Raw genomic sequence first — 6,456 nt, 5'->3', positions numbered from 1 at the left:
CAGTTCTCGCGCAAGCTCACGCATGAGGAGGTCGCAAGGCAGGCTACCACCGGGTTCGCCGCCGTGCGGACCATGCACACCAACCAGTCCGGCTGGCTTCCCCCCGTGGCCGTCGCCGAGGTCCTCGACCTGAACCAGGCGAACACGCGCATCTACGACGCCGCCAAAAAGTCGGTTCGAAAGGCTCTCCGCAAGCCGCGCGAGATGCCCACCGACGGCCACAAGTGGAAGTACACGGCCCTGGTGGAAGGCGAGCTGGGCGCGCTGACCCAGAGGCAGCGGATCGAATTCTTCTGGTCCAACTATTCGCAGAACGCAACGGGGGAGCTGTATCCATACGTGGAGTTCAGCGTCGGCAACGCCCACCTGAGCCGGCTGTGCTACGACTACGTGGGCGGCAACTTCTTCGTCTCCTTCCACTACAGGTGGCACAAGGGATTCAACCCCTTCTTCCACGTGGGTGGGCTCCAGGACGTCTGACGCGGCGCCGGACGCGCGCACGGCGAGTCCAGCACGGTGCAGGCGATTCCAGGCTGGACGGAGGCGCCTTGCTGGAACATGCCGGAGTGGCGACTGCGCGTGCGGCTCCGTCACCCACACCGCAGCACCGGCATCTCCGCCGCGCGAACGAAAACCGCCGCCACGTCAGGGAGACGGGGCGGCGGTTCTACATCAGCCGGCTTGCGGATCAGCTGGCGAGGCGGAGGATGCCTTCCATCTCGCCGGGCGTGAAGTGGTAGCGCTCGTTGCAGAAGTGGCACACCACCTCGGTCGCGGGCTGGTCTTCCTCTTCGATGATCCGTTCGATCTCCTCCGGGCCGAGGGAGACGATGGCGGCCTCGAAGCGCTCGCGCGAGCACGGGCACGCGAAGCCCACCGGCTGCCGGTCCAGCAGCTCGAAGCCTCCGGGGAAGATGCGCTCCAGGATCTGCTCCGGCGTGGTGCCCTGCAGGATCAGCTGCGTGGGGTGCGGCAGCGCGCGGATGGCCTCCTCGATCGCCGTGATCTCGTCGTCCGAGAGGCCGCCGAGGAGCTGAAGCAGGTAGCCACCGGCCGCCTGGATGGTCCCGTCGCGGTCCACGAACACGCCGATGCCCACGGCGCTCGCCGTCTGCTCGCTCTTGAGCAGGTAGTACGCGAAGTCGTCGCCGATCTCGCCGGACTGGAGCTCAACCATGCCCGAGTACGTCTCGCGCATCCCCAGGTCCTTGGTGACCGACAGGTAGCCCGAGGTGCCGACGACGCCGGCCACGTTCAGCTTGCCGTTCACGCTGTCGGCGTGCACGTGCGGGTTCGTGACCGTCCCGCGCACCTCACCGCGCCCGTTGGCGGTCGCGAGGATGCGGCCCACGGGCCCGCCGCCGCGCACCTCGGCCGTGAGCAGCTGGTCCTCTTCCTTGAGCGACGCGGCGGCGAGCAGCAGAGCGCCCATGGCGGTGCGGCCCAGCGCGGCGCTTACCGCCGGGTAGGTGTCGTGCCGCCGCTGGAGCTCCGCGACGGCGCCCGTGGCGTCGAGCGCGAAGGCGCGAACGCGCTCGCCCATGGCGGTGGCGCGCACCAGGTAGTTTCTCTCGTTCATGGATCCGCTCTCCGGCCTCGATATCAAACGAAACGCGGCCAAACCAAGGCCGCGGATATGGTTATGGATACCGATCCGCCCTGAGTCGGTTCCCGTTTCCTGGAACGGAATACGGCTCCACGCATCAGCCGAACAGAAAGCGGGACCGCTGTCAGCTCAGCGGTCCCGCATCGTCATCCCAAGTCTGATCCGCTCAGTGCGCGTGCTGCAGCTCGCGCGCGGATTCCTCCAGCAGCTTGCCGAGGTAGTTCTCGCGGCCACGCACCGTCGGCTGGTACACCGCTTCCCGGATCGTCCGCCGTTCGATCGGCACCAGCCGGTCGGCCTCGCGGTCGACGACGGCTCGCAGGCGTTCGGCCACGCGCGGCGGGAGATGGTTCGCGGGCCACCCATTCGCTTCGACGCGGTGAAGAAGATCGCGGACCTCCGGCGCCTCCGCGAGACGGGCGACAAGCTTCTTCTCCGCACGGTGCTGAACGACGATAAGGCGAATCATCTGCCCGATCGCCGCGGTACACGCGACCGCCATCACTACATACAGGCCGTAGATCACGTGGACGGGGCTCATCTCATCCTCCGCGGTTCATGAACTCTGGAAACGCTTCTTTCTTGACGACGTGTCGAACGTACCGCTCACCCGTGTGCAGGACGAAGACCGCAATGATGCTGCCGCTGGCCGCGATAAAACCCACATGGTCAAGGTAAGGGTGCGCCGCAGCCCCGGTGCAGAACCCGAACACCCCGGCGAACACCACACCGAGAAACGATCCCAGCATCCAGATGAACGGCTGCTTGGTCGCGAATGCCACAGCGAGCGCGTAGTTCCCGGCGACGAGCGTTACGGACGTCAGAGCGACATTCCCCGTGAACAGCCATTCGAAGAGTAGCGGAATCAAGGGAAAGATCAACAGGCACCCTGTCGCGGCGAGAAACGTCTGCCACGGTGCTTCGTCATCGGAATGAGAGACATTCGGCGCCGGCCTCGGACCGTGTCCACGCGTCACGGCTGAACGACATCAGAGGACCGGCGGGGCATCGTCGTGTGTGAGCTGAGTGGGTAGTCCGACTCTCCGGGAGAGAGAAGATACGCTCCTTATCGGCTCTCGCACAAGATGGACGAAGTGATCACCCGAGCGGTAGCACCAGGCGGGCGACGCAGCCTTGGGCGTCGGGGCGGTTCTCGAGGGTGAGGGTGCCGCCGTGGGCCTCGGCGATCTGGCGGCTGAGGGCCAGGCCGATGCCGGTGCCGCTGGGCTTGGTGGTGAAGAACGGGACGAAGAGGTTGGCCGTGCTCGCCAGGCCGGGGCCGTCGTCCTCCACCCACACGTCCAGCTGCGAGTCGTGGACTGTCCAGCCGGCACGCACGCCGCCGCGCGTCTCCAGCGCGGCATCCACGCCGTTGCGGACCAGGTTGATGAGAAGCTGGTCCAGCTGGTCGCCGTCGGCGTCGATCTCCAGCGGCGGGCCCGGGACGATGCGGACGGGAAGGCGCTGCTCCAGCTCCACCGTGCGGCGGACCCATTCGCCCACGTCCAGCGGCTCCAGCGTGGGGGCGGGCAGCCGCGCAAGGCGGGCGTACGAGGCCATGAAGCGCCCCAGCGCCCGGGCGCGCCCGGCGATGACGGTGAGGCCGCCGCGCAGGTCCTCGTCCAGGTCGTCGGGCCGCGGCTGCTGGGCGACGAGGCCCTGGAGCGTGCCGGCGATGGACTGGATGGGCGCGAGCGAGTTGTTGATCTCGTGGCTGAGCACGCGGATCAGGCGCTGCCAGGCCTGGCGCTCCTCCTCGCGCAGCACGCGGCTCACGTCGGAGAGCACCAGCAGCTCGTGCGGCAGGCCGCCCTGGCGGAATGGGTCGCGGCGGACCTCCCACCGTCCCGTTCCACCAGCGAACGAGTGGTCGATGGTTCGCGGGGTCTCGCCGCGGAGGCAGAAGTCCAGGCCCAGCTCGGCGGCGCTGAGGCCCAGCAGGCGGCCCTCGGCCTGGGCGAGGAGGCGCTCGCCGGCGCGGTTCACCAGGCGCAGGTGCTCGGTGCCGTCGAAGGCGAAGACGGCGACGTCGATCTCCTCCATCACCTTGCGCAGCAACGCGGTGGCTTCCATGGCGCCCACGCGCTGCTCGCGCAGGGTTTCGCCGAGCGCGTTGGCTTCCAGGAGCGCGAGGCCCAGCGCGTCGTCGCTGCGGGCGCCGCGGGCGCGCATGGAGAAGTCGCCCTCACGCAGGGCGCCGAGCAGGTTGGAGAGCGTCTGTAGCGGGCGAACCACGCGGTCGCGCAGCGTGAACGCGAACGCCGCCCAGGCACCGCACACGAGCAGCGTGAACGTCCAGCGCGTGCGCGGCTGAAAATCTCCCGTCCACAGCAGGACGGTGGACAGCAGGACGCCGGGCAGGCCGGTGAGGAAGGCGAGGCGGAGGATCTGCGCCTGATGGGTCAGGCGGCGCTTGGCTCGCCGCGCGCGCGCGGGCATCGGCACGGGTGCGTCCGGAGACGAGCGGACTGGCGACGCCCGCGGGTCAGCGGCCACGCGGGGGGCGGGATCGGTGGGATGGAGCGTGGTTGAGCATCACCCGCATCCCGGCGTCAGCGGCAGATCGAGGAGGCTGCGTGTGAGATCGCGCGTGGCTCAGGCTGTCAAGCGCGCCGAGAGTCAGCCGGGGGTATGAAACCCCCGGCTTCGAACTGCGGTCGTCCTGCGGACGAGGCTCCGTGCGATCAGAAGCGCCCGTGGGTCGAGCAAGTTCGATGGTCCGCGCAGTCGCATCTCGGCCCGCCCTCCCGCAGCGCGCAGCGCGAGTCGCCAGCGCGTCGGCAGCGAGGAGGAAAGCTCGACCCCTACCGGGCCCCGGCCGCACCAGTGCCGTGCCCTCCCCTGCTTGCGGGGGAGGGCAGGCGAGTTTTGCGAGCCGGGTGAGGGCCCTCACAGCCCGTATCGCTCCAGCCGCCGGTACAGGGCGCTGCGGCTGAGGCCCAGGGCCTCGGCGGCGCGGCTCACGTTGCCGTCGTAGCGGGCGAGCGCCTTGCGGATCAGGAGCTGCTCGGCGTCTTCCAGCGACATCTCGTCCATCGCCACGGCGGCGGGGACGCGGCCGCGGAGCGCCAGGTCTTCCGGGGCGATGGAGGTGCCCTGCGCGAGGAGCACGGCACGCTCGATGGTGTGCTCCAGCTCGCGGATGTTGCCGGGCCACGGGTACTGGAGCAGCGCCTGCATGGCTTCGGGCTCGAAGCCGGTGATGTGCTTGCGGTACTGGTCGGCGGCGCGCACCAGGAAGTGCATCGCCAGCAGCGGCACGTCTTCGCGGCGCTCGCGCAGGGGCGGCAGGTGGATCTCCACCGTGTTCAGGCGGAAGAGCAGGTCTTCGCGGAAGCGGCCCTCGGCCACGGCCTGCGGGATGTCCATGTTCGTGGCGGAGAGCACGCGCACGTCCACCCGCCGCGTCTTGGACGAGCCCACGCGCTGGAACTCGCCCGTCTGCAGCACGCGCAGGAGCTTGGACTGCTGGTCCTGCGGCATCGTCCCGATCTCGTCCATGAACAGCGTGCCGCCGTCGGCCAGCTCGAAGGCGCCCACGCGGTCGGCCCGCGCGTCGGTGAAGGCGCCCTTCACGTGGCCGAACAGCTCGCTCTCGAACACGCCGTCGGCGATGGCGCCCGCGTTCACCGTCACGAGCGCCCGCTGCGCCCGGGCGGATGAGGCGTGCAGCCAGCGCGCGACCACGTCCTTGCCCGTGCCGTGCTCGCCCGTGATCAGCACGTGCGCGTCGGACGGGCCCACGCGCTCCATCATGCGCAGCGCGGGCTGCATGGCGCGCGAGTCGGCGATCAGGCGCGGCAGGCCGTCGCTGCGCAGGCGGCGGTTCTCCTGCTCCAGGCGCGCGCTGCGGCGGAGCGCCCGCGCCAGCTCCACCTGCGAGCGCAGCGTGGCGACCAGGCGCGCGTTGTCCCACGGCTTCTCCACGTAGTCGCGCGCGCCGCGCCGCATGGCCTCCACCGCGCTCTCCACGCTGCCCCACGCGGTCATCACCACCACTGGGAGCGACGGGTCGAGCGCCTGGATCTGGCCCAGCAGGTCCAGCCCCTCGCGGCCGGACGTGGTGTCGCGGGAGTAGTTGAGGTCCATCAGGACCGCGTCGAGGTCCTGCTCGCGCGCGGCGGCCAGGATGCCGGCGGGCGAGGTGGCGGTCTCGATACGGAAGCCTTCGCTCTTCAGCAGCAGCCGCAACGCCTCGAGCACGTCGACCTGGTCGTCGGCGATGAGGATGCGGGGGGCGTCGGGCGTGGGTGACGGCATGCGGATGTGGTCCGGGGCTGGCGCGGAGGGCGGCGCTTTCCGTAGATGCGCGGCCGCAGTGATAGTACGGCTCCGGCGCATCCCGCGAAACTCGGGTGCGCCGGAGGGGGGTCGGGTCTTCTCGGGTTCGGACGAGCGCGGTTCGGCGGCACGGTCACCGGATGCGCATCTACAGAACGGCGGGTAGGCGGTAGATGGGCGTCCCGGCGTCACCTCGCGACCGAAGCATCGGCTCGGCCGGGAGTCTGCCGGGGGTATGAAACCCCCGGCTTTGGACTGCGGTCGTCCTGCGGACGAGGTTTGACAGATGCTCCAGCTTCCACGGTGTCGCTGATGCATCCAGGGTGCGATGCTTCGGCCACCCGTCGTCGATGGAGCACGCCGGTGCCGGTCCGCAGGACCATCGCAGTTCGCAGCCGGGCGTTTCATACGCCCGGCGGTGACTCGGCGCCCGATAGATCGGCAGATGCGCGTCGGGCCGGGTGGTGCGTTCCATCTTCCGAGACACGCAGACGTCGGCGGATGAACATCTACCGTTCACCCGCCGTTTCGTGCGTCAGTCGGCGCGGAGGGCGACCATGGGGTCGACG

General features: G+C 69.6%; 6 protein-coding genes. 1 reads left to right on the top strand and 5 read right to left on the bottom strand.

Going from position 1 to position 6,456, the window contains the following annotated elements; genetic code table 11:
- The coding region (locus tag VFE05_08085) for a hypothetical protein (protein ID HET6230012.1) at nt 1–480 on the top strand (480 nt) is incomplete at its 5' end.
- A 208-nt stretch (nt 481–688) separates the two neighbouring features.
- Here the strand turns inward: VFE05_08085 and hslO are convergent.
- The 5 genes from hslO to VFE05_08060 all read right to left on the bottom strand — a co-directional run bounded on the left by hslO (nt 689) and on the right by VFE05_08060 (nt 5,866).
- Nucleotides 689–1,579 carry an Hsp33 family molecular chaperone HslO gene (gene hslO, locus VFE05_08080; protein HET6230011.1) on the bottom strand — a complete coding sequence of 297 codons (891 nt, stop codon included), beginning with the start codon at nt 1,577–1,579 and terminating at the stop codon, nt 689–691.
- Between the two features lie 193 nt (nt 1,580–1,772).
- Nucleotides 1,773–2,147 (bottom strand): hypothetical protein, encoded by a 375-nt coding sequence (locus tag VFE05_08075; GenBank protein ID HET6230010.1) that lies wholly within the window; start codon nt 2,145–2,147, stop codon nt 1,773–1,775.
- 1 nt (nt 2,148) lies between these two features.
- Nucleotides 2,149–2,487 (bottom strand): hypothetical protein, encoded by a 339-nt coding sequence (locus VFE05_08070; GenBank protein ID HET6230009.1) that lies wholly within the window; start codon nt 2,485–2,487, stop codon nt 2,149–2,151.
- A 217-nt stretch (nt 2,488–2,704) separates the two neighbouring features.
- Nucleotides 2,705–4,045: an ATP-binding protein gene (locus VFE05_08065; GenBank protein HET6230008.1), complete on the bottom strand. Its 1,341-nt coding sequence runs from the start codon at nt 4,043–4,045 to the stop codon at nt 2,705–2,707.
- A gap of 450 nt (nt 4,046–4,495) precedes the next feature.
- Nucleotides 4,496–5,866, bottom strand: coding sequence for a sigma-54 dependent transcriptional regulator (locus tag VFE05_08060; protein ID HET6230007.1), 1,371 nt, complete (start codon nt 5,864–5,866; stop codon nt 4,496–4,498).
- Nucleotides 5,867–6,456 lie beyond the last annotated feature (590 nt).

The organism is Longimicrobiaceae bacterium (genome assembly GCA_035696245.1).
In the GTDB taxonomy this organism is placed as follows: Bacteria; Gemmatimonadota; Gemmatimonadetes; order Longimicrobiales; family Longimicrobiaceae; genus DASRQW01.
The sequence above is the reverse complement of the archived record's forward strand: the minus strand, read 5'-3'. Positions and strand labels throughout refer to the sequence as shown.

Coding starts and splice junctions, on each gene's coding strand:
- VFE05_08065 (HET6230008.1), bottom strand. CDS start 4,045: ATGCCCGCGCGCGCGCGGCGAGCCAAGCGCCGCCTGACCCATCAGGCG.
- hslO (HET6230011.1), bottom strand. CDS start 1,579: ATGAACGAGAGAAACTACCTGGTGCGCGCCACCGCCATGGGCGAGCGC.
- VFE05_08075 (HET6230010.1), bottom strand. CDS start 2,147: ATGAGCCCCGTCCACGTGATCTACGGCCTGTATGTAGTGATGGCGGTC.
- VFE05_08060 (HET6230007.1), bottom strand. CDS start 5,866: ATGCCGTCACCCACGCCCGACGCCCCCCGCATCCTCATCGCCGACGAC.